A 255-nucleotide genomic window follows, 5' to 3' on the forward strand; every position below is an offset into this window, starting at 1 on the left:
CAACTCTTGTGGGATAGGCGTCTCGCCTGTCAAAGAGTTTGTTTTTTGGACCATTCTATTAGACTTCTCCAACAACTCTTGTGGGATAGGCGTCTCGCCTGTCAAAGAGTTTGTTTTTTGGACCATTTTATTAGACTTCTCCAACAACTCTTGTGGGATAGGCGTCTCGCCTGTCAAAGAGTTTGTTTTTTGGACCATTCTATTAGACTTCTCCAACAACTCTTGTGGGATAGGCGTCTCGCCTGTCAAAGAGTT

Annotated in this window: 1 protein-coding gene; it reads right to left on the minus strand. The window is 43.9% G+C overall.

Going from position 1 to position 255, the window contains the following annotated elements:
• Window positions 1-198 (minus strand): hypothetical protein (locus MiSe_RS50355; RefSeq protein ID WP_226595131.1); only part of this gene is annotated, 198 nt, incomplete at its 3' end.
• Between the last annotated feature and the right edge of the window lie 57 nt (window positions 199-255).

This window comes from Microseira wollei NIES-4236, assembly GCF_020521235.1.
Lineage (GTDB): Bacteria > Cyanobacteriota > Cyanobacteriia > Cyanobacteriales > Aerosakkonemataceae > Microseira > Microseira wollei.